A 21,863-nucleotide genomic window follows, 5' to 3' on the forward strand; every position below is an offset into this window, starting at 1 on the left:
CTATCTGAGCCTTGAGAGGTTGGCGCGGGCAGGTGCTTCGCCAACCTGGTCAGGACCGGAAGGTAGCAGCCACAACGATTACCACTTGGGTCGTCGTCCAGCCTCTCACCCAGCCGGACTTTGGCAACGCCAAAGTCTCGGCCCATCCCCCCAGACACCGCCCCAAGCGACAGGGGACCTTGCCCCGCGAAGTCTCGCGAAAGCGACCGTGTGCCGGGCGACTAATCTGACGAACACCGCTGCTCGGGCGATCCGGTTCCGCCGACCCCGCCATCCGGGGGTCTGCATCCATCGGACGTGGGCGCACATGCGGCCAGTGCGAGCAGAAACACCAAAGCCAGAAATCTCATTCCGTGTCCTCCCAATAGGCATAGCCGCCGAAGCGCGCGCGCAGCGGGCCGCCGCCTTCCATCGCCGAGGCGGCCTGCGCGATCTCGCGCAGCACCTCCATCTGTCGCCGCTCAAAAAGGGCGCGCAGGTCCTCTACCTGGTCGGCGTGAAAGCCGGTGTAATGCGCGGCCCGGTCAAAAAATTCGGCCCCCGACAGCACGTTGCTGACCGCCGCCGTGCCGTGGTCGTGGAGGTTCGCCGCGAGGTATTCCAGTTGCTCGGGCGATCCGCCGCCGGGCACATAGGCGCGTCGGACCAAGCGGACATCGTCGCCCTCGGCCGCCACCGACCCTGCCGCCACCAGCAGGTCCAGCAGGGTGCGGGGGTGGATATCCTGCGACGTGGCGCGGGCCAGGGCCTCGAACGACGGCGCGGGACCGATGCGCGGCAGGGTCGCCGCACCCTCTGGCCAGTCGGTCAACAGGCGCGCGGGGGCCGAGGGCAGACGTTCGGCCGGGCGCGCATCGCGCAGTCGCACCACATCGCGCCGCTGCAACCCGGTGACCAGCGCCAGTCGACTGTCGGTCTGCCGCGCCCCCTCCTGCTGTTCGGCCACGGCCAGGAACGCGCGCTTGAGCGGGTCCGACAGGTCGCGCACGCCCAGACCCCGGCCAATGGCAAGGCGGGCGACGGGCATCAGAAGCCGGGTGAGAAGGTCATCGAGGATCACATGTGCAGAAAGCACATTTCGAGTTGACAGGTCCAGCCCTCTCGTGAAATGTGCTTTTTACACATTTATTGGAGAGACCCATGATTCCCCGCCCCCTCCTCGCCCTTCTGGCCGCCGCCATGCTGGCCGCCTGCGCGCCCACGGTTCAGACGACCTCCGGCGCGTCCTATCTGGCGCGCGGCCCGATTGCCGACCCGGCGATCCGCGCGGCCGCCGACATCGAACCCGACCTGCGCTTTCCGGCCCGCATCGGCCTGGCCCGCGTGGTGAACGGCAGGCTGAGCCTCGCGCCCCCGGAGGAAGCGCAGCAGATCGCCGCCCTGGCCGAGCGCTACAGCCCCCTCGGCGAATGGGTCGCGCTGTCTCCGCTGGTTGACGGGATGACCAATGGCGACGGGCGCGATGTTCCTGTGATCGACCGTTTGCGGCGCACGGCGGCGCGCCAGCACCTCGACTACATCCTGGTGTATGAACTGGGCGCGCGGTCCTCGACCCCCGGCATCACGCCCTTCGCGCTGGCCGATGTGACGCTGGTCGGGGGGCTTTTGCTGCCGACGCGGACGACGCAGGCCACCGGAACAGGGGCCGCCGCCTTCATCGACGTGCGCAACGGCTATCCCTACGGCACCGTGTCCACGACCGAGGATCTGTCGGGTCTGGCCCGGACGTTCGGGGCCGACAGCGCCAGCGCCCGCCTACGCGACCGCGCCACCAACCGCGTCGCCCGTGCCCTCCTTCCCGAGGTGGAAGAGATGCTGAACCTGCTGGCGGTCCGCGCCAACCGGCGCTGACCATCCGCCAGATCAGGCGTCGCCGATCACGTCGGGCCAGCAGGGGCGACCCCGCTCGCCCAGAACATCGAGATGCCCCAGCCGGGCCAATCCGTAGTCGGCCGGGCGCAGCACCCGCTGTTCCCGCCTGGCCCGGGGATAGGCCCGCATCAGCCGCCAGACCGACGCCGGCGGGCAGAGCGCGTCATCCGCGACGGCGACCATCCGCAGGTCGCAGGTCAGATCGGCGGGATCAGGGGCGGGCAGGTCGCGGTCGGCGGCGTGAAACCCCAATTCGGTGCACCAGCGACGCCACTGCACATAGACGCCCGCAGGCAGGTCATGCCCGATCCCGATGGACCGCAGAGGCAGCCGCCCCATCATGCGCGACAGCGTGCCCAGACCGCGCAACCAGAAGAGCCGGGCAAAGGCCTGATAGGGCCAGGGATGGTCCGTGACATGCACCGCGCCCGACGCGACGGCGATGACCCGGTCGATCCGCGCCAGACCCGCCTGGAACGGCAGCATCATCCCGCCGAGCGAGTGCCCCACCACCCAGAGCGGCGTCCGGGGATAGCGCCCCGCCAGCCAGTCGCGCGTCGCCTGCTGGTCGCGCACGCCCCAGTCGGTCATCGTCGCCCGGCTGCCCCGGGCCGCCCCCGACTCGCCGAAATCGCGGTAATCGTAGGTCAGGCAGGTCACACCCCGCTCGGAGGCAAGCCAACCCGCGAACGCGTCGTAAAAGCGCGCAGGCACTCCGGTCGCCCCATGCAGGACGGCGACGGCGCGCGGCGGCCCGTCGGTCCGGAACAGTCGGCCCGCCAATGTCGCGTCGCCTGCGGAAATCCTGACGGGTTCGAACATGGCGGCCCTCTCCTTGCAAATTAGACCGATTAGTCTAGACTGTTCCGTCTAGTCGCATCTCTGGACCGTTCGGTCAAGTCGTGAAAGACCATGCCCAATGACCGACCCGTCCCCCTCGACCCGAGACCGCCTGTTGCAGGCCGGTCTCAGCCTGTTTCAGGAGCAGGGCTTTCACGGCACATCCGTCGCCGAAATCCTGACCCGCGCCAAGGCCCCGAAGGGGTCGCTCTACCATCATTTTCCCGACGGCAAATCCGATCTGGCCCGGGTTGCCTGCCGGATGACCTCCGATCTGATGCTCAACATCATCGCCCGCGCCTATGATCCCGCCGTCGATTTCGCCGAGGGCACCGCACGCATGGCCGAGAAGTTTGCCCGCCTGTTCGAACGCGACGCCCATTGGCGCGCCTGCCCCGTGCAGACCCTGCTGATCGATGGTCCCCTGGACCGGGCCGATGGAGCCGCGATGCTCCAGACCTGGATCGACGCAACCACCGTGCAGGCGGAACGTTTGGGCCAGCAGGAGTCGGACCGCGCCGCGCGCACCGTCTGGTCGGTTCTGATCGGATCCTGGACATTGGCGCGCGCCCAGGACGACCCGGCGCCCCTGCGCGAGATGACCACCCTCCTGAACATGCCCGCCCCGACACCGAAGGAACCCCCCCGATGAGCGACGACCGGCAGACCAAGACGGAATGGGCCGAGGATCGCACCGACTGGGCCGAAGATCGCACCGTTCTGGCCAATGAGCGGACCTTCGCAGGCTGGATGCGCACCGGAATGGCGGCCATCGCCATCGCCGTGGGCCTGCGCGCCGTCTTTGGTGCCGCTGAGCCCACATGGGTGCCCAAGGCCGTGGCCACGGTCTTCATCGCCGCCGCGCTGATGATCTTCTGGTCCGCCCGCCGCAACGCCTCGCTGGCACAGGACAGGTTGGCGGCCAATTCGGTCGAGGTGCAATCCAAGACCAACTTCACAATCCTCGCCACGGTCTTTTCGGCGGGCGCGATCACGGTCGGCATCGTCCTCTGGACGCTTTGACACCGCGGGCCTAGCCACCGCCGCGCGATCCCCCTAGATTGCCCGCTCGACGAAAGGGTGCCCCATGACGACCGAATATCAGGTTCTCGCGCGCAAATACCGCCCCGCGACCTTTGCCGACCTGATCGGTCAGGATGCGATGGTCCGCACCCTGCGCAACGCCTTCGCCGCCGACCGCATCGCGCAGGCTTTCATCCTCACCGGCATCCGGGGAACGGGCAAGACGACGACGGCGCGCATCGTGGCCAAGGGGCTGAATTGCATCGGCCCCGATGGGACCGGCGGGCCGACGACCGACCCCTGCGGTCAATGCGAACCCTGCGTCGCGATTGCCGAGGGGCGTCACGTCGACGTCCTCGAGATGGACGCCGCCTCCAACACCGGCGTCGGCGACGTGCGTGAGATCATCGACTCGGTGCACTACCGGGCCGCCTCCGCCCGTTACAAGATCTACATCATCGACGAGGTTCACATGCTCTCGACCAGTGCATTCAATGCGCTGCTCAAGACGCTGGAAGAACCGCCTGCCCACGTGAAATTCATCTTCGCCACCACCGAGATTCGCAAGGTGCCGGTCACCGTCCTGTCGCGGTGCCAGCGGTTCGACCTGCGGCGGATCGAGCCCGAGGTGATGATCGCCCACCTGCGCGGCGTGGCCACGAAGGAAGACGCGCAGATCGCCGACGATGCGCTGGCCCTGATTGCCCGCGCCGCCGAAGGATCGGTGCGCGATGCGATGTCGCTGCTGGATCAGGCGATCAGCCATGGGGCCGGGGAAACCACCGCCGATCAGGTCCGCGCGATGCTCGGTCTGGCCGACCGGGGCCGCGTCATGGACCTTTTTGACATGATCATGCGTGGTCAGGCGGCCGAGGCGTTGATGGAACTGGGGGCGCAGTATTCGGATGGGGCCGACCCCATGGCCGTGCTGCGCGATCTGGCCGAATTGACCCATTGGGTCAGCGTGATCCAGATCACCCCCGGTGCCGCCGAAGACCCGACGGTCAGCCCCGATGAAAAAGCCCGGGGTCAGGCTTTCGCCACCGGCCTGCCCATGCGGGCCCTGACGCGGATGTGGCAGATGCTGCTCAAGGCGCTGGAAGAGGTCGGGAACGCCCCGAACGCCATGATGGCCGCCGAAATGGCGGTGATCCGGCTGACCCATGTGGCCGACCTGCCCTCGCCCGACGAATTGGTGCGCAAGCTGCGCGATACGCCGATGCCGACGACCACCGCCGTGGCCCCGCGCGCGGCACCGCCCTCGGGCGGCGGGCCGGTCGCCCGGGGCAGCGCGCAACCCGCGACGGCTCCCGATGCCGACCCCGCGCTGGACCGGTTCCAGACCTTCCCGCAAGTCGTCGACCTGATCCGCGCGAACCGGGATGTGAAATTGCTGGTGGAAGTCGAGACGGGCATCCGCCTCATCTCCTACCGGCCGGGGCGGATCGAGTTCGAGCCCGCACCCGCAGCCGCGCCCGATCTGGCCGCGCGGCTGGCCGGTCGGCTTCAGGGGTGGACCGGCGTGCGCTGGACCGTCTCCATCGCATCGGACGGCGGTGCGCCGACCATCGCCGAGGCGCGCGACGCCGCCACCCGACAGGCCGAGACCGAGGCCCTGGCCCATCCGATGACCCAGGCGATCCTGGCCGCCTTCCCGGGGGCGGAATTGATCGAGGTGCGCACCCGCGCCGAAATCGCGCAGGAGGCCGCAGTCGAGGCCCTGGCCGAGGTCGACGAGGAATGGGACCCCTTCGACGAAGATTGACGGACCCCGCGCCTTTGCACACAAGGTGCGCAATTCCCCGGCGATGGTGCGATTCGATACGTCAGACGCAGATCACCCGTGGATCACCCGTTCCGAATACATGAAATCCGATGCCGAACTCCGGGCTTTCCCGCGCCGCGATGAAACCCGATCCGCCCCTCGCGGGTTATCTGGTGGAACACGCAACAACCAAGCGGAGAAAACTATGCCCGACAGCTTTGTCACCGGTCTCGAATCCCAGACGCAGGAACAGATGGTCAACCTGCTCAACGCACGTCTCGCCGATGGCATCGACCTGCGGCTGGCCGTGAAGCAGGCGCATTGGAACCTGCGCGGGCGCGGCTACATCGGTGTGCATGAACTCCTGGACGAGGTTTCGGCCCGTCTGGGCGAAAGCACCGACATGATGGCCGAACGTGTGGCGATCATGGGCGGGTTCGCCCGAGGCACGACGCAAGTCGTGGCCGCCGAGACGAAGCTTGACGCCTACCCGGTGGAACTGACCGATATCGAGGCACACATCGACGCATTGGTCAGCCGTTTCAAGGACTTCGGCAAATCCCTTCGCGAGGCGATGGCCGAGGCGGACGAGGCGGGCGACGAAGATACGGCCGACCTGCTGACTGAAGTGAGCCGCATGGTCGAGAAGGATACCTGGTTCATCGGCGCAAACGCCGCCGCCTGACCTCAAGGCCCATCGACAAGACGGGGTCGCCATCGGGGCGGCCCCGTTTTACGTTCTGGGCAGACTGCACGCCGACAACCTGGCCGCTGACATCCCGAAAAATCGATCCTCCCATTCCCCTCCGACATGCTGACGGTTGCAGCGGGCCATGGGGACCGCTACCTCCGGAGGTGACACTCACGCGGAAGGGATACCCGATGTTCAAAGGATTGGGCGGTCTCGGCGATATGGCCGGGATGATGAAGAAAGCGCAGGAGATGCAGTCCAAGATGGGCGAGATGCAGGAAAACCTGTCCTCGATCACCGTCACGGGCGAATCCGGCGCGGGTCTGGTCAAGGCCACCGCGACCGCCAAGGGCGAGCTGATCGGCCTCGATATCGACCCGTCGATCTTTCAGCCCGACGAGAAGGAAATGGTCGAGGATCTGATCCTCGCCGCGATCAAGGACGCGCAGTCGCGCGCCAACGAGCGGTCGCAGGAAGAAATGTCCAAGCTGACCGAGGGTCTCGGCCTGCCGCCCGGGATGAAGCTGCCGTTCTGACATGGCCGACGCGACCCGCGACATCGAGGCGCTGATCGACCTGATGGCGCGGCTGCCGGGGCTTGGGCCCCGCTCTGCGCGCCGGGCGGTCCTGCACCTTCTCAAGAAGCGCGACACGCAGCTATTGCCGCTTGCGCGCCTTCTGGGTGAGGTCGGCCATTCCGTGCGGGATTGTCTGAACTGCGGGAACCTGTCGACGTCCGACATCTGCGCCATCTGCGAAAGCCCCAAGCGCGCGACCGGCCAGATCTGCGTGGTCGAGGATGTCGCCGATCTCTGGGCAATGGAACGGGCCCAGGTGTTTCCAGGGCGCTATCACGTTCTGGGCGGCACCCTGTCCCCGCTCGACGATGTCGGACCCGACGACCTGACCATTCCGAAGCTGCGCGACCGGATCGCCGCCGAGGAAATCTCCGAGGTTATCCTGGCCCTGAACGCCACGGTCGAGGGCCAGACCACGGCACACTACGTCGCGCGCGAACTTGAGCCGCTCGGCATCGTCGTCAGCGGTCTGGCGCAGGGTGTTCCCGTGGGCGGCGAACTGGATTACCTTGACGAGGGCACCCTGAGGGCGGCTCTGTCGTCACGTAAGTCGATCTGACGGTGCATTCACTCTGGCGTCCCGCGCCCAACATTGGAATTGAGCGTCCATGCATGACATTCCAAGATCGGGTCGAAAAGGCGTATCGCCATGGGCATCATGTTTCTGACGATCGGTCTGATGGCCTTGGCCGCAGCCGTCTCAGCCATTGCCACGTTGCGCCTGATGCGGTCGCGCACCGCGGATGACGCGCAGCCAACGGGGTTGCGCCCCCGGCAGCCGCAATCCCTCGACGGGGAAGGCGGCGCCCTTGCGCTCTTCGATCTGGATGATCTGACGGGCATCAATGTCGCACAGGGGTTCGACACCGGTGACCGCCTGCTCAACGCCGTGGGCGACACCCTGCGGCGCGGCCTTCCGCCCGGCGCGGGGCTGGAGCGTCTCGAGGGGGGACGCTTCGTGGTCTGGCTGCCGGATGCGGACCTCGCCCGGGCAACGGACATGGTCGAACGCATGCGCGTTCTTGCGGCTCAGACGCTCGTCGAGACGCGCCAAGGTCAGGTCGCCTGCGAAGTCACCGCCGCCGTCGTCGCGGGGCTTCCCGACGAGTGCCGAAGCCGCGCGATCCTGCGCGCCGATGCCGTCCTTGCCCAGGCCAAGGCCCGGGGCGGCGCCCGAACCGAAGCCGTTCTGGCCCTGCCCATCATGGCACTTGCCCCGTCGCGCGGTGACGTCGAAGCCGCCATCACCCGTCGCGAGCTGGAATACCACGTCCAGCCCATCGTCGATCTGACCAGCGGCGCGCCGGTCGGGGTCGAGGCGTTGCTGCGCTGGAACCGGCCCGATGGCTCCATCGTCGGCCCGGCCGGGTTCATCGACACCCTGAACCGCATCCCCGAGGCGGGGTCCGACCTTCTGGCCGATCTGGCCGTGGAAACGGCGCGCCCGTTTGTCATCGGGGAAAGCCCGATCTTCATCACGTTCAACATCACCGGGGCGGTGCTCGATGGCAAAGGCAGTCCGGGCTGCAGCTGGCTGACCCATGTCCTTCAGAATGTGCCGACGGAGCATCTGGTTCTGGAGCTGATCGAGACCGCCGTCATCGTCAGCACCGAGCGCGCGCAGGACCTCACCGCGCGCACCCGCGCCATGGGCGTGAGGATCGCGCTCGATGACTTCGGGACCGGCCTGTCGAACATCGAGAGGCTGTGCGACCTGCCGGTCGACATCATCAAGATAGACCGCGCGTTCATCCAGGCGATGTGCGACAATGACCGCGTGGAGGTCATCCTGAAGGCCATGGTTTCGATGGCGGAAAGCCTCGGCATCGATCTGGTGGCGGAAGGGATCGAGACCGAGGAGCAGGCCAATCGCCTGCGCGACATCGGGGTCCGCTATGGCCAGGGGTTCCTCTACGGTCACCCGGCCACGGCGCAAGAATGGGCGGACAGAATGGGCCGCGCCGCTTAGCGCATGGGCGACAGCAGGGCGCTGCCAAGGCTGCAATCGCGGACCACGTCGTCGCCGCAGCGGCGCGGCGCCAGATCGCGGGTCAGGCAGATCCGCACCTCCTGCACCCGGCCCGCCTTGCAGGTGATGGTGACGCCATCGGCCTCCAGCTGCGGATTGGCCTCAAGAAATGCCTCTTCGATCACGCGGGCGGGCAGCGTCACCTCGCGCCCAAGATCGCGGATTGCGGACGGACGATTGACGGCCCCGTAAGCCGCGCGAGCCGCCGCAAAATAGGCGGCAGCCGACAGCCCGGAGCAGGTTCCATGCTTCCGCCATTCATGGAAGGCCAGCCCCGAAGAGCCCATGATATCGACCATCGCGGCGGTCTGCCCCCGGGTGGCGGGCCGTTCGGACGTCCGGCAATCACTTGGCCAGCCGCGCTCGTTCTGCGGCCAGAGCCCGTGAAGCGTGAAGCCGTAGCCCTGCCCCGGATCGCATTGCGGCGAGCCGCGCCGGTCCCCCTCGAGCGCGCACCAGGTCGGCGTCCAGCTGAGTGCCAGGACGTAGTAGTCGAAATCCCCGGCCCGTTCCCCCTCGGCGCGGGCGATGGATGCGAAAGCGGTCAGCAGGCACAAAAGGCCCGTTGCAAGGCGGATCATCTAAGGTCTTTCCCATTGGCGCGACACTCCCTATATAGCGCGTCAAGTTCCCCGAAAGCGAGAACAAGCGGCCCGGCCGCAGCCCCTGATCCGGGCGACGCAACAGATATGTCCTGAAGGAAGCATCCGATGAACAAACCCATCATGGCAAAGGCCACAGCCGTCTGGCTGGTCGACAACACGACCATCAGTTTCAAGCAGATCGGCGACTTCTGCTCGCTGCACGAGTTGGAAGTTCAGGGAATCGCCGATGGCGACGTGGCCGTGGGCGTGAAGGGGTTCGACCCGGTTGCCAACAACCAGCTGACAACCGAAGAGATCGAGAAGGCCGAGAAGAATCCGCTGCACAAGCTGACGCTGAAATTCAACGCCGCCGCCGTGGGCGAGGAAAAGCGCCGTGGTCCCCGCTACACCCCGCTGTCCAAGCGTCAGGACCGGCCCGCGTCGATCTTCTGGCTGGTGAAATTCCACCCCGAGCTTTCGGACGCGCAGATTTCCAAGCTGATCGGCACGACCAAGCCGACGATCCAGGCCATCCGCGAGCGGACGCATTGGAACATCCAGAACATCCAGCCCATCGACCCCGTCGCCCTGGGCCTGTGCAAGCAGACCGAACTGGACGCCGCCGTCCAGAAGGCCGCCGCCAAGCAGGCCGCGTCGGGCGTGGTGATGACCGACGATGAGCGGCGCAAGCTGGTATCGACCGAGCAATCGCTTGGGATGGACGCGGACGAGACCCGGATGCCCTCCAGCATGTCCGGCCTCGAGACGTTCAGCCTGTCGGGCAATGATCAGGACGACGACGATCCGCGCGGCGGGCCGACGCCGGACGCGGATGCCTTCTTCAACCTGCCTGACAGCGACGACGACGATGACGACGACCGTTGAGGTCTTCTGCCAAGGGTCGCCCGACGGGCGGCCCTTTTTCGTTGACCGCGCCCCGTGATGGCCCCGCTGTTCTTTCACGGTCTGCCTGGCGGCCCCGAAGATCGCCGCCTGTTGGACCGGAAGTGGCGACCGGATGAAATGATGATCGGGGATACGCTGTGCCCCGATGCGCCGGGCACGACACCGCGGCATCTGGTGGGCTTTTCCTTGGGGGCGTTCGCAGCCCTGGGCATGGCCGCGCGCCATCCCGACCGGGTCGCACGGCTCACGCTTATCTCGCCCGCGGGGCCGCTGCAGTCGGGGGATTTTCTGCCACAGATGGCGGGGGCCCCGGTTTTCCGTCTGGCCCGCCGCTCTGCCACGGGTCTGCGCGTGTTGACCGCGCTACAGGGCGGCATCACGCGCATCGCGCCCGACCGGCTCCTCCGGCAGCTCTTTTCGACAAGCCATCCGGCAGAGCGCGCGATCCTGGACGATGCGGCGGCTCGGGATGTCCTGCGCGCGGGGTTGCGCCATTGCCACATCGACCGACCCCGGGCCTATTGCGACAGCATCGCGGCCTATGTCACCGACTGGCGGGACGATCTGGGCGCGGTCCGTTGCCCGGTCACGATCTGGCAGGGGGATGCCGACAGGTGGACACCGCCCGACATGGCGCGCTCACTCGCCAATGCGCTCTGCGGACCGGTGGACCTGCGGATCGTGACGGGCGCCGGTCACTACGGGATGCTTCGCCGCGCCCTGCCCTGATCGGGGTTCAGGCGTTCATCTTCTCGATATAGGCGCGCAGTTCCCCGGCCTCGTGGCGGGCCTCGCGCAGGCCTTCCATCGCGGCTTTCGCTTCGGCATCGCTCTGGGTCAGCTTGGTCTGCAACTCCTGCTCGCGGTATTGCAGGTAGGTGATCGCCTCGTCGCGCTGTTCTTCGGCGTCATGGAGCGCCTTGGCCATCTCTTCCAGCTCGGCCACATCGGACACGGTGACCCGGCTGAACCGATGCACCAGCCAGGCGGCGAACCAGCCGAGCGCGAAGGCGATGAAAAGGATCACTGCAATGGCGACAACGAATTCTGTGCGGTTCATTCCCCGGCTCCCTCTGCCGTCTCGCCTTCGGCCTGGGCGGGGACTTCGCCCTCGTCCTCTGCCTGGGCGGTCGTATCGTCGACCGGCTGATCCGGCGCAACATCGATCTCATCCTCCGGGTCGGCATCGCGCCGCCCGAGCAGGGTGAAGGTGATCCGCCGATTGGTCTCGCGGCCCTCTTCGGTGCCGTTGTCGGCGATCGGTTGCGACTCGCCGTAGCCCTTGGCGACAAGCTGGCTTGGCCGGACGCCGCGCGCGATCAGGGCGGCGCGGACGGCATCGGCGCGCTGCACCGACAGGGTCAGGTTGCCGCCTTCGCTCCCCTGGCTGTCGGTGTGGCCACCAACCTCGAACACGGCGCGTTCGCAATCGTCGAGCTTGTCCTTCAGGCGTCCGATCTGACCGTCGCCCGAAGCTTCGATCACGGCGGCCCCCGGGGCGAAGGTCAGCTTCTGCTCGGTCAGGATGTCGTTCAGATCGTCTTCGCATTCTTCCGGCGTCGGGATATTCAGGAGCGGGTCGAGTTCCGGCTCATAGCGCACCTCGATCCGGAAATTCGCCTCGGCCCCGAGCTTGTCGGACAGAAGGCCCGAAATCTCGGCCTCGGCGCGCGCGTTTCCGGTCACGCCCCGGATCACGACCAGATCGGGCTGGACGATGACGACCCCCTGTTCCAGCCGCGAGAGCGCGTCGAGACCCGACAGGACCCGCGCGGGCCAACCCTGTGGCAGGCTCTCGTCCTGGCGGGTGGCGACATAGGTCTTGTCGAAGCCGAACAAGGCGCGCCCGTAGCTGACGACAGCGGCCTGCTGCGCATCGTCATACAATCGACCACGCAGCTGCACCTGGCCCTCGGGCGACAGGGTGGCGACGAACTCAGGGGTGCCCGTGGCCGCCTCGCCGGTGCCGTCGACCTGGGTCGGTTCGGGCAGGACGGCAGACAGAACGAAGAGGTCCGGCAGGGCCGTGCCAAGCTCGGCCACGACGGTATCGAAGAGGTCCGCATCCGTCCCCTCGCGCGCGACGAGCGAGACATCGGCGTCCGACAGGGTCAGCGCACCGCCACCCAGACGCCCAAGCGCCTCAATCCCCAGGGACGCGGCCTCGCCCCAACTGGCGGACGGCACGCCCAGCCCGATGACGCAGCCCGCGCGCCCGGTGAAGCCGGTGCTTTGCGCCGCGCGCAGGATGCGGGCTTCGGCGGGCAGGCTGTCGACGGCACAGGCCTCGAAGCGGGGCCGACCTTCGGGCGGGATGACATAGCGGAGGGTGAAAGGCGTGATGACCGGGCGCGGCGCCGAGATGTTGAGCACCAGATCGACAATCTCGGGCTTGCGACGGGTCAGGCTCTGCTCCAGCCGCAGACGTTCGGTATCGCTGTCGGCGACGGCGGTCACGGTGACGCTCCCCGGCATGACCGATATCTTGGCGCGGGGCAGGTCCTTGAGCACCGACAGACCAAAGCGCAGCGTTTCTTCCCAGTCCGGGCTGACCGGGTAGTCGGCGGTTTCCACCATGTTGGTGATCTGCAGTGGTGTGGTCCCGCCCGCCTCGTCGAGCAGGGTCTGGAGCGCTTCCTGCCCGCCGTTGGTCGGGACAAGGCCGATCACCGACACGCCGTCTTCGTTGCGCAGGATCTCGAGCGAGAAGCGCGGCGGCGTCACCGCGCGGCTTGGCGCGACTTCCATCGCGTCGATCACCCGGCTCGGGTCGACGACATATCCAGCCCGCGTGATCGCCCGAAAGCGCGCAGGCTCGTCCGGGGCGGTGCCGGTCAGGATCAATTGCAGGCCATCGGTCTCGACCCCGGCCCATCCCATGTCGTTGGAGGCGAGCATGGCCGAGACGGCGGTCCTGGAGCGGTCCTCGACGAATTCCGCACCGAACCATGCGCCTGCGGTCGCACCGGCAGCAGCCACCCCAAAGGCGGCAATCGTGGCAATGGTGCTTCTGCGGCTCATCGTTCGGTCTCTCGTCCCCCGGGTCTGCTTAGCGGCCACATCCGGGGGGGGCAATCACAGGAGCGCGGCAACGGCGAAAAATGGCAAGGGGATCAGGCCGGTCGTCCGGTTCGATCGAAAGAGGCGCAGGCAGAGTCCCGCATCCGCGATGTCGAGGCGCGCCATCTGCCAGCACATATGCCAGCCCATAAGCCACATGCCGACCAGCGCCACCAACGCCCCCGACGCCGAAAGCGGCAGGGCCGCGGCCACTGCCAGCAGGATCACCGTCGCTGCCGTGAAGCCGCGCAGCCAGGGCATCGGACGCTCTCCGAAGCGGCGCGCCGTCGATTTCACCCCGATCAAGGCGTCGTCCTCCACGTCCTGATAGGCATAGATCGTATCGTAAAAGAGCGTCCAGGCGATGCCGCCCAGATAAAGAAAGACCGCAGGCCAGCCGAGCGATCCGGTCTGCGCCGTCCAGGCCAGCAGCGCGCCCCAGTTGAACGCCAGACCCAGAAACACCTGCGGCCACCAGGTGAACCGCTTGGCGAAGGGATAGACCGCGACCGGCAGCAGGGCGAGGACCCCGAGGCCCACGGCGGCCCAGTTGAAGGTGAAGAGGATCAGAGCCGAAAGCCCGACCTGCACCCCCATCCAGATCATCGCACCCCGGATCGTCACCTGACCAGACGGGATCGGGCGCGACCGGGTGCGCGCCACCCGTCCGTCGATGTCGCGGTCGGTGATGTCGTTCCAGGTGCAGCCCGCGCCGCGCATCAGGAACGCACCGATGGCACAGCCCAGACCGATCCACAGATCGAAGGGCCGGAACCCTTCGGCCGCAATCGCCAGCATCAGCCCCCACCAGCACGGCAATAGCAGCAGCCAGGTCCCGATGGGGCGGTCCGCGCGGGAAAGCCGCAGGTAGGGCCGTGCCGCCGCCGGGGCCAGCGTATCGACCCAGTTGCCCTTGACGGCGTCGGCCACCTGTCCTTGATCGGAGGTATCGGTCATCTCGGAAAGGGCCTTCTCATGGACAGCAAGGTCAGGCTGCACATAGCCGGCCCTCTCGGGGCGGGACAAGACGTCGAGCTGACGCGGGATCAGGCGCATTATCTGTCGGGCGTCATGCGCCTGTCGCCGGGCGATACGCTGACGGTCTTCGACGGGGTTTCGGGGGCCTGGCGGGCGACGATCGACGCGGCGTCCAAGCGGGGTGGCACCCTCACCTGTCAGGAGCAGACGGCGGCGCAGCGCAACCCGCCCGACATCTGGCTGATCTTCGCGCCCATCAAGAAGGTCCGCACAGACTTCATCGTCGAGAAGGCGACCGAACTGGGCGCGGCCCGCATCCTGCCGGTGCAGACCCGCTTCACCAATTCCGAACGCATCCGCCGCGACCGGCTTCAGGCCCATGCGGTCGAGGCAGCCGAGCAATGCGGCGGCACCTTCGTCCCCGAGGTGACGGATATCGCGCCGCTGGATCGCCTGCTGGCGGACTGGCCCGCGGACCGCGCGCTGATCTTCTGCGACGAGACGTTGTCGGACGATCCCGACTGGGCCGAAGGCGGCACCGGCACGGCCCTGCCCCCCGCACCTGCGGCCATCCTGATCGGTCCCGAAGGCGGCTTTTCATCCGAGGAACGCGCCCGGTTGCGCGCCCTGCCCTTCGCCCATCCCATCGGCCTCGGCCCCCGCATCCTGCGCGCGGACACGGCGGCGGTCGCGGCGCTGACGCTCTGGCAGCAGGCGCGCGGAGATTGGACGTGACGTCGCCCTTGCCCGCCCGGCTCTTCGCGATCCTGCCGCGCAAAGGGCACCGGGGCGTCGTGTTCCGGCGGGCCACAACCGCGTGACGGCGATGCTGCAATGGGATCTGAAAAACGACAGCTTCAAAGCCGGTCAATGGCTGCGCGGTCGCGTCCATGAACGTCACTGCGACCTGTCGCCGGACGGCCGGCACCTGATCGCCGCGCTTCTGAAATACGGCGGGCCTGATCGATGGGGGGCTACACGGTCATTTGCCGGCCACCTTGTTTCACCGCGCTGAAACTTCATGGCGCCGGGCACGGCGACCTGCCTGATCGACACCAACCCGATGACACCCCGCCGGATCGAGGCCCCCTGTGCCGGGGTCCGGAAACGATCCGGATGACCGAACCCCTGCCGCCGGGCTTTCGCCGGATCGGGGAATTTGGCATCGTTCCCCTGAAACCACAGGCAACCGCGCGATGATCCGACCCGAAGCCAAGGCCCGCCTGCTGCGCTGGCGCGAAGCCCTGATAGGGGCTTCCTGTGCCGTGGCGGGGCTCTGGCTCTGGCTGGCGACGGCGGGTCTGCCCGCGCTGTTCGGAGCGGTGGCCATGGCGATCGGTGCGGTGCTGATCCTGTCGGGGATGCGCCGCGCGCGGTTTCGCAGCACCCATCAGGACCCCGGCATCGTCCGCATCGTCGAGGGCCGGATCAGCTACATGGGCCCGGTCACCGGCGGCAGCGTGGCGCTCGACGATCTGGTGGCGGTCACCCTTCTGCGCGACGACACGGGGGCCGCCTGGTGCCTGACCCCAGAAGCCGAGCGCGACCTTGTCATCCCCGAAGGCGCCATCGGGGCCGAGGGCTTGCTCGATGCCCTGGCGCCGCTGCCCGGTCTCGATTCCGGCGCCATGGTCCGAGCCGTGCAATCGCGCACAGGCGCCTCTATCACGGTTTGGCGACGAGAGCAGTTCCGCGCCTTGACTTGACCGTGCGACCGCATCAGTCCTGATCACCCGAACGCCCGACAGGAGGCCCCCATGTCCATCCCGCAGTCCGGCGGCGGCCCGATTACCGACCCCGCGCAACTGACCGAATATCTCGCCTCCGGCTGCAAGCCGCAGGAGGATTGGCGCATCGGAACCGAGCACGAGAAATTCGGCTTCTGCGAAGACAGCCACATGCCGCTCCCCTACGAGGGCACGCGCTCTATCGAGGCGGTGCTGACGGGCCTGCGCGACAGTTTCGGTTGGTCACCCGTGACTGAGGGCGGCAAGCTGATCGGGCTTGAAAAGAACGGCGCCAACGTCAGCCTGGAACCCGGCGGCCAACTGGAGCTTTCAGGCGCACCGCTCGAAACCATCCACCAGACCTGCGACGAGGTGAACGACCACCTGCGCGAAGTGCGGGCCGTGGCCGATGGCATCGGGGTCAAGTTCATCGGTCTGGGGGCCGCGCCGGTCTGGACCCACGAACAGATGCCGCTGATGCCCAAGGGGCGCTACAAGCTGATGGACAGCTACATGGGCAAGGTCGGCACCATGGGCCGGGTGATGATGCGCCGGACCTGCACCGTGCAGGTCAACATCGATTTCGGGTCCGAGGCGGACATGGTGCAGAAGCTGCGCGTGGCCATGGCGCTGCAATCGGTGGCAACCGCGCTTTTCGCGTCGTCCCCGTTCTTCGAGGGCAAGCCCAATGGCCACAAATCCTGGCGCAGCCGGGTCTGGCGCGATCTGGATGCCTCGCGGACCGGCATACCGGCCTTCGTCTTCGACGAGGGGTTCGGGTTCCAGCAATGGGTGGACTACGCGCTCGATGTGCCGATGTACTTCGTCTACCGCGACGGCCGCTACGTCGACGCCCTAGGCCAGTCGTTCCGCGACTTCATGAAGGGCCAGCTTCCGGCCCTGCCCGGTGAGACGCCGACCCTGTCGGATTGGGCCGATCACCTGACCACGCTGTTCCCCGAAGCGCGGATCAAGAAATACATGGAGATGCGCGGGGCCGACGGCGGCCCGTGGCGCAGGCTCTGTGCGCTGCCCGCCTTCTGGGTCGGTTTGATGTACGACCAGACCGCGCTGGATGCGGCCTGGGATCTGGCCAAGGGTTGGGATCAGGAAACCCGCCTGGCCCTGCGCATCGCCGCCTCAGAGCAGGGGCTTCAGGCCGAAGTCCGGGGCATCAGGATGCACGACCTCGCCCGCGAGGTTCTGGCGATTTCGGAGGCCGGTCTGAAGGCCCGCGCGCGGCCCGGTGCGGGCGGTCTTGTCCCCGACGAGACGCATTTCCTCAACGCGCTCAAGGAATCGGTCGAAACAGGCAAGACCCTGGCGGACGAACTGCTCGATGCCTATCACGGCCCCTGGAACGGCGACTTGGACCGCATCTATTCCGAATACGCCTACTGACAGCGGCCTTGCATGACCGGGGCCAAGGGCGTTTCCTGCGCGAGACAGCCAAAGGACCCCGGCCCATGCGCGACTTCTTCATCAAGGCCCTTGAAGGAATCATCACGCTGACCATCGTTGTGGTGGCAGTGGCGATCCTGGTGGTGACGATCGGCGCGATGTTCGGCGGTGTGCCGGTGGGTGATTTCTGGATCGAGGGACCGACCCACGCCGCCATCGTGGCGATCGGCGGCACCCTCGGCTTGCTGGTGGTCGGGGGCACGCTCTATCTGGGCCTCGGGAAATACAACAACACGGCCCGCACGGCGGACGCACTGGAGCTGCTGATCACGCTGCGGCGCTGAGCCGCGAGGGGGTCCACCGACGGGACTTCGCCGCCAATTATTCAGGGCAACCGAATGGCGGCTTTGACGCTTCCGCCATCGAGGTCGGAGAATGGATATGGTGGGGAGTCCAAGATTCGAACATGGGTGGGTTGCCCCAACGGATTTACAGTCCGCCGCATTTGACCGCTCTGCCAACTCCCCTGAGTTGTTGTTTTGGCAGTGATCTTCGCCACCGATGCGCATGATCTCGACATGCTGCAGCACTGGAAAAGCTACCGAGGTAGAAAATGGGCACAGGGGTGTATGTGGAATTAGAAACTATGAACCAGCGCCCATCATTCGGACGCTTCCGCGTCCATCAGCTATAAGACGTGGATTGTTGGTTCATCAGTTTCATGTCAGCCGCTCAGCACGGCCAAATTGGCAGATCAACCCGAGAACTGGACATGAACGGCCCTGCGGAGGTTCCGCATAATGCGCTTGAGGCAGGCCTCCCGTGTCCCCGATGTGAAAGCGCTAAAAACAACGGTTGCCTATTCCTCCACCACCCGAACGTCTCGAACAAACAACGCCACCTTCTCCGCAGGCATTTCGCAGGGTTTCAGGCGCGGGCCGCTCTCCAGACGGTAGAGGTTCAGGCTGATGTAGTCCGACCCGTCCAGTGCCCGCCCCACCAACTTTTCGGACGCACCGCCCGCGAACAGGCTGCGGGTGACGAGCCAGTCACGACCGTGGGCGCGGCCCCGAAACGTCCCGAGCGGCAGCGCCAAAAGCGCCTCTGCGACGGCGGTTGCACGGGTTTGCGGATCTGTTGCGTTCGTCAAGATGCGTCACTCCCGCCGGCCGGGCCGAACCCTTGGGATGGACGTGGGCCGCAGGGGCGTCTTTGAAACCCGTGGCGGTGCGGACCCCGGTCCACCCCTGCGGTCGGTCGGATCCGGGCCAAAGCGGTTCGGCCCTTCCGTCCCCGGCAGGACCGTCATGACCAACAGGGCCAGTCCGCCGAAGGGCAGAATGGCGATCAGGATCCACCAACCCCGCAAATCGATGTCATGCAGACGGCGGATCATCACGGCCAGATGCGGCGGGAGAAGCCCCAGAAAGGCGATGAAGACCAACAGGCGGACCGCCCCGGGGGCAGGGGCAGCGAAAGACAGCAAAACGAAGACGAGGACAAAGGCGACGATGCCGAAATAGAACCACCAGTATTCCGACCGCGATGCCCGCCCGGTGACGTCGAAATACTTCTGCAAACAGGTCGTGATGGCTTCGGCAAACGTCATTTCTTCCCGATCTTCGGTTCATCCCCCGTGCGGATGCGGGCGATGTTCGCCCTATGACGATAGAATATCAGCGCGGCCAGACCAACGCAGAGCGCCACCGCGTTCGGCGCAAGCCAAAGCGCCCATGCCGGCGCGCTGACCGCCGCCAGAAGGGCCGCGAGCGACGACATGCGGAAGGCGGCGGCCATGGCGAGCCACGTCAGGCAGGCCGCGGCGCCGAGGGGAAACGACAGCGCCAGAAGGGTGCCAAGGAACGTCGCCACCCCCTTGCCACCGTGGAACCGCAGGAACACCGGGAAGCAATGGCCAAGGAAGGCCATCAGCCCCGCCAGCTGCGCCGCGTCTTCGCCGACCAGCGCCCGCGCCAGCAGCACCGCGACCCCGCCCTTGCCCGCATCCCCCAGAAGGGTCAGCAGCGCGGCAGGCTTGTTGCCGGTGCGCAGAACATTGGTCGCCCCGATGTTACCCGACCCGATCTTGCGCAGATCGCCCAGACCGAACAGCCGCGCCATCACGATCCCGAAGGGCACCGATCCCAGAAGATAGGCCAGAACGGCCACCAGAAGCAGCATGACGGGCGGATTGACGATCTCAGGCATCCGGCCCTCCCACGGGCGCAAAGCCGCCCTCGCCGTCGGGTTGGAACTGCGGCCGGAAATCGCCCGCGGGCGTCCAGCTCCAGATCAGGTCCGACTGGCGGTGCGCCAGGTCGTCGGTGAACATGGCGGCAAGATTGCGAACCGCCAGCGGGTCGTTGGCGTCGATGGCGAAGATCTGATCCCGGGTCGGATAGGAGAGCAGCGCGGTGGCCCAGCCGGTCTGTCGCAGGATCGTGTCCACCTCGCCCATCGGGACAAGGCTGCCGGTCAACCACGGATCGCCCGGCACGGTGATCAAGTGCAGGCCGTGGCCGATATCCTCGACCGAGGCGTCGACGTTCAGGCGGGCCCAGTTGTCCTGGCAGAGCGCGATCAGCGCGGCATCGTCCAGACCCAGGCCCGTCACCTCGGCGGCGGACACCATGCGGACAGAGTCGGGCCGGTTTTCCGCGACCATGATGACGAGGTCGCCATGCTGCGGCAGGAACCAGGGCGAAGGAAGGTCAGGGGTCGCTCCGCGACCGTCCTGCCAGAGTTTCTGCGCAACTTCCCAACCGGGCTGCCCGGTGGCGTAGCCACCGTGTCGCAGCAGGATCAGAAGGTCGTCGAGGTCGATCACGTCCGACGCTGGCTCGGTCACGGAGCGGACATAGCGGTTGACCAGGTCGTCGCGCTCGGACGCGCCTGTCCGCGACAAGTACAGCCAGAGGTTGTGGGCGTCGATGCGGGTCTCCTGCCCCGACGCGCCCTCAACCGTCACATCAAAGGTCAGCGGCCCCGTCCGCGTGATCGCGCGAACCTGCGGCAGGGCCAGCGCCGCGCGCATCAGCGCCTTTTCGAGCGCGTCCTGATCCAGATCGCCCGAGGCGCCCTTCTTGAACCATCCGAACATCAGACTGCATCCTCCCGATCGAAAACCCGCACACCTCCGACCCAGGTGCCGATCACCCGGCCTTCCATTCGCGCGCCGTCGAACGGGGTGTTCTTGGATTTGGACGCCAGTTTGAATCGATTCAGCACGAAGGGCGCATCCGGGTCAAACAGCACGAGGTCGGCAGGCGCGCCCTCGGCCAATGTCCCCGCCGCAAGGCCCAGACGCCGCGCCGGATTCGTCGAAAGCGCCCGCCAGAGCGTCGGCAGGTCGATATGGCCCGCGTGGACCAGACGCATCGCGGCGGGCAGCAGGGTTTCCAGACCGACCGCCCCCGGGGCCGCCTCCTCGAAAGGCAGGCGCTTGGATTCCTCGTCCTGGGGTGTGTGCATGGAGCTGATGATGTCGATGGTCCCATCGGCCAGCGCCTCGACGACGGCCAGCCGGTCCTCCTCGTCGCGCAGGGGCGGCGTGACCTTGAAGAAGGTGCGGTAGTCGGCCACGTCCAGCACGTTGAGCGTCAGGTGGTGGATCGACGTCCCCGCCGTCACATCCACGCCCTCGGCCTTGGCACGGCGCAGGGCGGGCAAGGCCGCCGCCACCGTCACCTGATCGAGGTGGTAAGCCACCCCCGTGGCCGCCGCCAGCGCCAGGTCCCGCTCGATCCCCATGCGTTCGGCCAGGGGCGAGACACCGGGCAAGCCGCGCAGCGAAGCGAATTTGCCCGAGGTGACGCAAGCGCCCGACGACAGCCCCGGATCCTGCGGATGACCGATGACCAGCGCGCCGAGCGAGCGGGCATAGACCATGCAGCGGCTCAGGACCTTGGTGTCGGTGACCACATGGGTGCCATCGGTGAAGGCCACCGCACCCGCATCGCGCAGAAACCCGATCTCGACCATCTCGCGGCCCGCACGACTGCGGGTCAGGGCCGACATGTGCAGGACATTGACGCAGGCCTCGGCGGCGCGCGACCGGGCGTGCTGCAACATCTCGGGGCTGTCGATGACGGGAATGGTGTCGGGTCGACAGACCATCGTCGTGACCCCGCCGCGCGCCGCCGCGGCACCGGCGGTGCGGAAGCTTTCCTTGTGACGCTCGCCCGGTTCCCCGACCTTCACGCCCAGATCCACGATGCCCGGCGCCAGGCATTTGCCCTTGCAGTCGATGACGTCCAAGGCAGGCCCCGGCGCGGTGATCCGCCCCCCCTCGATCCGCAGATCGCCAAGGGTGTCGGTTCCGGCCACGGGATCGATCAGGCGGGCATTGGTCAGAAGGGTCGCGCTCATGCCACCGGAGTATCGCCGCACCGGGACCAAGTCCATCGGGG

26 protein-coding genes, 1 tRNA gene and 1 other RNA gene are annotated in these 21,863 nt (G+C 67.1%); 16 read left to right on the forward strand and 12 right to left on the reverse strand.

From position 1 onward, the window contains the following. The first annotated feature begins 12 nt into the window (after positions 1-12). Positions 13-111, forward strand: an RNA gene (gene ffs / locus BM002_RS08370) — signal recognition particle sRNA small type. 235 nt (positions 112-346) lie between these two features. Here the strand turns inward: ffs and BM002_RS08375 are convergent. Next, positions 347-1,075 carry a hypothetical protein gene (locus tag BM002_RS08375; RefSeq protein ID WP_092779439.1) on the reverse strand — a complete coding sequence of 243 codons (729 nt, stop codon included), beginning with the start codon at positions 1,073-1,075 and terminating at the stop codon, positions 347-349. A gap of 65 nt (positions 1,076-1,140) precedes the next feature. Here BM002_RS08375 and BM002_RS08380 point away from each other — a divergent pair, with 65 nt between their 5' ends. Beyond that, positions 1,141-1,851, forward strand: coding sequence for a hypothetical protein (locus tag BM002_RS08380; RefSeq protein WP_092779441.1), 711 nt, complete (start codon positions 1,141-1,143; stop codon positions 1,849-1,851). Between the two features lie 12 nt (positions 1,852-1,863). Here BM002_RS08380 and BM002_RS08385 read toward each other — a convergent pair whose 3' ends face one another. Beyond that, positions 1,864-2,694, reverse strand: coding sequence for an alpha/beta hydrolase family protein (locus BM002_RS08385; RefSeq protein WP_092779443.1), 831 nt, complete (start codon positions 2,692-2,694; stop codon positions 1,864-1,866). A gap of 97 nt (positions 2,695-2,791) precedes the next feature. Between BM002_RS08385 and BM002_RS08390 the strand changes: the two genes are divergently transcribed. The 7 genes from BM002_RS08390 to BM002_RS08420 all read left to right on the forward strand — a co-directional run bounded on the left by BM002_RS08390 (position 2,792) and on the right by BM002_RS08420 (position 8,738). Beyond that, positions 2,792-3,364: a TetR/AcrR family transcriptional regulator gene (locus tag BM002_RS08390; RefSeq protein ID WP_092779445.1), complete on the forward strand. Its 573-nt coding sequence runs from the start codon at positions 2,792-2,794 to the stop codon at positions 3,362-3,364. Beyond that, positions 3,361-3,735 carry a YidH family protein gene (locus BM002_RS08395; protein WP_092779447.1) on the forward strand — a complete coding sequence of 125 codons (375 nt, stop codon included), beginning with the start codon at positions 3,361-3,363 and terminating at the stop codon, positions 3,733-3,735. The genes BM002_RS08390 and BM002_RS08395 overlap by 4 nt, the downstream gene beginning before the upstream one ends. 64 nt (positions 3,736-3,799) lie before the next feature. Next, positions 3,800-5,500 carry a DNA polymerase III subunit gamma/tau gene (locus BM002_RS08400; protein WP_092779449.1) on the forward strand — a complete coding sequence of 567 codons (1,701 nt, stop codon included), beginning with the start codon at positions 3,800-3,802 and terminating at the stop codon, positions 5,498-5,500. Positions 5,501-5,705: 205 nt separating this feature from the next. Further along, complete coding sequence (gene dps, locus BM002_RS08405) at positions 5,706-6,185, forward strand: DNA starvation/stationary phase protection protein Dps (RefSeq protein WP_092779451.1); 480 nt, start codon at positions 5,706-5,708, stop codon at positions 6,183-6,185. Positions 6,186-6,382: 197 nt separating this feature from the next. Next, positions 6,383-6,727: a YbaB/EbfC family nucleoid-associated protein gene (locus BM002_RS08410; protein WP_092779453.1), complete on the forward strand. Its 345-nt coding sequence runs from the start codon at positions 6,383-6,385 to the stop codon at positions 6,725-6,727. A 1-nt stretch (position 6,728) separates the two neighbouring features. Then, the gene (recR, locus tag BM002_RS08415; RefSeq protein WP_092779455.1) at positions 6,729-7,328 is read left to right on the forward strand and encodes a recombination mediator RecR; all 600 of its coding nucleotides are present in this window, start codon (positions 6,729-6,731) and stop codon (positions 7,326-7,328) included. Positions 7,329-7,418: 90 nt separating this feature from the next. Further along, complete coding sequence (locus BM002_RS08420; RefSeq protein ID WP_092779457.1) at positions 7,419-8,738, forward strand: GGDEF domain-containing phosphodiesterase; 1,320 nt, start codon at positions 7,419-7,421, stop codon at positions 8,736-8,738. On the opposite strand, the gene BM002_RS08425 is transcribed toward BM002_RS08420, so the two are convergent. Beyond that, complete coding sequence (locus BM002_RS08425; protein ID WP_092779459.1) at positions 8,735-9,379, reverse strand: ribonuclease T2 family protein; 645 nt, start codon at positions 9,377-9,379, stop codon at positions 8,735-8,737. The genes BM002_RS08420 and BM002_RS08425 overlap by 4 nt on opposite strands. Positions 9,380-9,508: 129 nt before the next feature. On the opposite strand from BM002_RS08425, the gene BM002_RS08430 reads away from it, so the two are divergent. After that, on the forward strand, positions 9,509-10,267 hold the full coding sequence (locus BM002_RS08430) for a DUF1013 domain-containing protein (protein ID WP_092779461.1): 759 nt from the start codon (positions 9,509-9,511) through the stop codon (positions 10,265-10,267). Positions 10,268-10,324: 57 nt separating this feature from the next. Continuing rightward, entirely contained in the window at positions 10,325-11,017 is a 693-nt protein-coding gene (locus tag BM002_RS08435) for an alpha/beta fold hydrolase (protein ID WP_092779463.1), read from the forward strand. 7 nt (positions 11,018-11,024) lie between these two features. Here BM002_RS08435 and BM002_RS08440 read toward each other — a convergent pair whose 3' ends face one another. From BM002_RS08440 to ubiA, 3 genes are read right to left on the reverse strand one after another with little or no spacing between them, the layout of a single operon-like run. After that, positions 11,025-11,348 carry a hypothetical protein gene (locus tag BM002_RS08440; RefSeq protein ID WP_092779465.1) on the reverse strand — a complete coding sequence of 108 codons (324 nt, stop codon included), beginning with the start codon at positions 11,346-11,348 and terminating at the stop codon, positions 11,025-11,027. Beyond that, positions 11,345-13,309: an OmpA family protein gene (locus BM002_RS08445; protein ID WP_092779467.1), complete on the reverse strand. Its 1,965-nt coding sequence runs from the start codon at positions 13,307-13,309 to the stop codon at positions 11,345-11,347. Before BM002_RS08445 ends, BM002_RS08440 begins: the two co-directional genes overlap by 4 nt. Positions 13,310-13,363: 54 nt before the next feature. Beyond that, entirely contained in the window at positions 13,364-14,305 is a 942-nt protein-coding gene (gene ubiA, locus BM002_RS08450; RefSeq protein ID WP_245749176.1) for a 4-hydroxybenzoate octaprenyltransferase, read from the reverse strand. Positions 14,306-14,323: 18 nt separating this feature from the next. Between ubiA and BM002_RS08455 the strand changes: the two genes are divergently transcribed. The 5 genes from BM002_RS08455 (at position 14,324) to BM002_RS08475 (ending at position 17,798) form a co-directional block, all read left to right on the forward strand. Further along, positions 14,324-15,061 carry a 16S rRNA (uracil(1498)-N(3))-methyltransferase gene (locus BM002_RS08455; RefSeq protein ID WP_092779471.1) on the forward strand — a complete coding sequence of 246 codons (738 nt, stop codon included), beginning with the start codon at positions 14,324-14,326 and terminating at the stop codon, positions 15,059-15,061. An 82-nt stretch (positions 15,062-15,143) separates the two neighbouring features. After that, on the forward strand, positions 15,144-15,341 hold the full coding sequence (locus BM002_RS08460) for a hypothetical protein (RefSeq protein WP_139212317.1): 198 nt from the start codon (positions 15,144-15,146) through the stop codon (positions 15,339-15,341). 181 nt (positions 15,342-15,522) lie between these two features. Then, a complete protein-coding gene (locus BM002_RS08465; protein ID WP_092779475.1) occupies positions 15,523-16,032 on the forward strand; it encodes a hypothetical protein in 510 nt (169 codons plus the stop codon). A 51-nt stretch (positions 16,033-16,083) separates the two neighbouring features. Then, positions 16,084-17,454, forward strand: a complete 1,371-nt coding sequence (locus BM002_RS08470) for a glutamate--cysteine ligase (protein WP_092779477.1) — start codon at positions 16,084-16,086, stop codon at positions 17,452-17,454. A gap of 65 nt (positions 17,455-17,519) precedes the next feature. Then, the gene (locus BM002_RS08475) at positions 17,520-17,798 is read left to right on the forward strand and encodes a hypothetical protein (RefSeq protein WP_092779479.1); all 279 of its coding nucleotides are present in this window, start codon (positions 17,520-17,522) and stop codon (positions 17,796-17,798) included. 98 nt (positions 17,799-17,896) lie between these two features. Here BM002_RS08475 and BM002_RS08480 read toward each other — a convergent pair. The 6 genes from BM002_RS08480 to pyrC form a co-directional block, all read right to left on the reverse strand. Next, positions 17,897-17,981, reverse strand: a tRNA-Tyr gene (locus tag BM002_RS08480). Between the two features lie 332 nt (positions 17,982-18,313). Further along, positions 18,314-18,604 carry a hypothetical protein gene (locus BM002_RS08485; protein ID WP_245749177.1) on the reverse strand — a complete coding sequence of 97 codons (291 nt, stop codon included), beginning with the start codon at positions 18,602-18,604 and terminating at the stop codon, positions 18,314-18,316. Positions 18,605-18,610: 6 nt separating this feature from the next. Beyond that, positions 18,611-19,063, reverse strand: coding sequence for a DUF805 domain-containing protein (locus BM002_RS08490; RefSeq protein ID WP_092779481.1), 453 nt, complete (start codon positions 19,061-19,063; stop codon positions 18,611-18,613). Then, positions 19,060-19,662 carry a glycerol-3-phosphate 1-O-acyltransferase PlsY gene (plsY, locus tag BM002_RS08495; RefSeq protein ID WP_092779483.1) on the reverse strand — a complete coding sequence of 201 codons (603 nt, stop codon included), beginning with the start codon at positions 19,660-19,662 and terminating at the stop codon, positions 19,060-19,062. Before plsY ends, BM002_RS08490 begins: the two co-directional genes overlap by 4 nt. Continuing rightward, positions 19,655-20,554 (reverse strand): hypothetical protein, encoded by a 900-nt coding sequence (locus BM002_RS08500; protein ID WP_092779485.1) that lies wholly within the window; start codon positions 20,552-20,554, stop codon positions 19,655-19,657. The genes plsY and BM002_RS08500 overlap by 8 nt, the downstream gene beginning before the upstream one ends. Then, the gene (gene pyrC, locus BM002_RS08505) at positions 20,554-21,822 is read right to left on the reverse strand and encodes a dihydroorotase (protein WP_092780497.1); all 1,269 of its coding nucleotides are present in this window, start codon (positions 21,820-21,822) and stop codon (positions 20,554-20,556) included. Before pyrC ends, BM002_RS08500 begins: the two co-directional genes overlap by 1 nt. Positions 21,823-21,863 lie beyond the last annotated feature (41 nt).

Origin of the sequence: Jannaschia pohangensis, assembly GCF_900113875.1 — a bacterium.
Classification (GTDB): Bacteria; Pseudomonadota; Alphaproteobacteria; order Rhodobacterales; family Rhodobacteraceae; genus Jannaschia; species Jannaschia pohangensis.

What these genes read in the sequence shown, in the direction of transcription:
- BM002_RS08380 (WP_092779441.1), top strand. Translation starts at nt 1,141, where the DNA reads ATGATTCCCCGCCCCCTCCTCGCCCTTCTGGCCGCCGCCATGCTGGCC.
- BM002_RS08385 (WP_092779443.1), bottom strand. Translation starts at nt 2,694, where the DNA reads ATGTTCGAACCCGTCAGGATTTCCGCAGGCGACGCGACATTGGCGGGC.
- BM002_RS08390 (WP_092779445.1), top strand. Translation starts at nt 2,792, where the DNA reads ATGACCGACCCGTCCCCCTCGACCCGAGACCGCCTGTTGCAGGCCGGT.
- BM002_RS08395 (WP_092779447.1), top strand. Translation starts at nt 3,361, where the DNA reads ATGAGCGACGACCGGCAGACCAAGACGGAATGGGCCGAGGATCGCACC.
- BM002_RS08400 (WP_092779449.1), top strand. Translation starts at nt 3,800, where the DNA reads ATGACGACCGAATATCAGGTTCTCGCGCGCAAATACCGCCCCGCGACC.
- dps (WP_092779451.1), top strand. Translation starts at nt 5,706, where the DNA reads ATGCCCGACAGCTTTGTCACCGGTCTCGAATCCCAGACGCAGGAACAG.
- BM002_RS08410 (WP_092779453.1), top strand. Translation starts at nt 6,383, where the DNA reads ATGTTCAAAGGATTGGGCGGTCTCGGCGATATGGCCGGGATGATGAAG.
- recR (WP_092779455.1), top strand. Translation starts at nt 6,729, where the DNA reads ATGGCCGACGCGACCCGCGACATCGAGGCGCTGATCGACCTGATGGCG.
- BM002_RS08420 (WP_092779457.1), top strand. Translation starts at nt 7,419, where the DNA reads ATGGGCATCATGTTTCTGACGATCGGTCTGATGGCCTTGGCCGCAGCC.
- BM002_RS08425 (WP_092779459.1), bottom strand. Translation starts at nt 9,379, where the DNA reads ATGATCCGCCTTGCAACGGGCCTTTTGTGCCTGCTGACCGCTTTCGCA.
- BM002_RS08430 (WP_092779461.1), top strand. Translation starts at nt 9,509, where the DNA reads ATGAACAAACCCATCATGGCAAAGGCCACAGCCGTCTGGCTGGTCGAC.
- BM002_RS08435 (WP_092779463.1), top strand. Translation starts at nt 10,325, where the DNA reads ATGGCCCCGCTGTTCTTTCACGGTCTGCCTGGCGGCCCCGAAGATCGC.
- BM002_RS08440 (WP_092779465.1), bottom strand. Translation starts at nt 11,348, where the DNA reads ATGAACCGCACAGAATTCGTTGTCGCCATTGCAGTGATCCTTTTCATC.
- BM002_RS08445 (WP_092779467.1), bottom strand. Translation starts at nt 13,309, where the DNA reads ATGAGCCGCAGAAGCACCATTGCCACGATTGCCGCCTTTGGGGTGGCT.
- ubiA (WP_245749176.1), bottom strand. Translation starts at nt 14,305, where the DNA reads ATGACCGATACCTCCGATCAAGGACAGGTGGCCGACGCCGTCAAGGGC.
- BM002_RS08455 (WP_092779471.1), top strand. Translation starts at nt 14,324, where the DNA reads ATGGACAGCAAGGTCAGGCTGCACATAGCCGGCCCTCTCGGGGCGGGA.
- BM002_RS08465 (WP_092779475.1), top strand. Translation starts at nt 15,523, where the DNA reads ATGATCCGACCCGAAGCCAAGGCCCGCCTGCTGCGCTGGCGCGAAGCC.
- BM002_RS08470 (WP_092779477.1), top strand. Translation starts at nt 16,084, where the DNA reads ATGTCCATCCCGCAGTCCGGCGGCGGCCCGATTACCGACCCCGCGCAA.
- BM002_RS08475 (WP_092779479.1), top strand. Translation starts at nt 17,520, where the DNA reads ATGCGCGACTTCTTCATCAAGGCCCTTGAAGGAATCATCACGCTGACC.
- BM002_RS08490 (WP_092779481.1), bottom strand. Translation starts at nt 19,063, where the DNA reads ATGACGTTTGCCGAAGCCATCACGACCTGTTTGCAGAAGTATTTCGAC.
- plsY (WP_092779483.1), bottom strand. Translation starts at nt 19,662, where the DNA reads ATGCCTGAGATCGTCAATCCGCCCGTCATGCTGCTTCTGGTGGCCGTT.
- BM002_RS08500 (WP_092779485.1), bottom strand. Translation starts at nt 20,554, where the DNA reads ATGTTCGGATGGTTCAAGAAGGGCGCCTCGGGCGATCTGGATCAGGAC.
- pyrC (WP_092780497.1), bottom strand. Translation starts at nt 21,822, where the DNA reads ATGAGCGCGACCCTTCTGACCAATGCCCGCCTGATCGATCCCGTGGCC.